The 482-nt window shown below is 72.6% G+C and carries 1 protein-coding gene; it reads left to right on the top strand.

What is annotated here, in order from left to right; genetic code table 11:
• On the top strand, positions 1–282 hold a 282-nt coding region (locus tag AC5RV2_RS18935), incomplete at its 5' end, for a LysM peptidoglycan-binding domain-containing protein (RefSeq protein WP_494093609.1).
• Between the last annotated feature and the right edge of the window lie 200 nt (positions 283–482).

Here is a 482-nt window from a genome sequence, read left to right as displayed (position 1 = left end):
CATCCTCCGGTGGACCCCTCGTGGAGGCCCGGTCCCCCGGCCGCGGCCCCGGGCGCCGTCGCCAAGCCGCCGACCAGAGACACTCCCGACAAACCCCGCTTGGTTACCGTCACGGCCGGCGATTCCCTGTGGCGGCTGGCGGCCGCCGAGCTGGGCCCGCTGGCGACCGACGCGGAAATCGCCGAGCGGTGGCCGGAATGGTATGCCGCCAACAGGACCCTCGTCGGCCCCGACCCCTCGCTGATCAAACCCGGGCAAACGCTCGTCGTACCTCCGCCCTGATGGTGAAGCTTTCCGCAAGCGGCGGAGAGACGCACACGGGCGCCGTGCTGTGGGGCGCGGTCGGAAGCCAAGGCAGTACCAGTGGAAGGAAGGGCAGGACATGGACAACGTTCGACACCTCCCGGCCGCGCAGGCGCCGGGGAAAGAAGCCGGCGCGGGCGCGCGCCTGGACGAGCTGGCACCAGCGAGCGGGGCGCCGC

The organism is Arthrobacter sp. Y3225116 (genome assembly GCF_059091245.1).
This window is presented reverse-complemented; position numbering and strand designations above follow the sequence as displayed.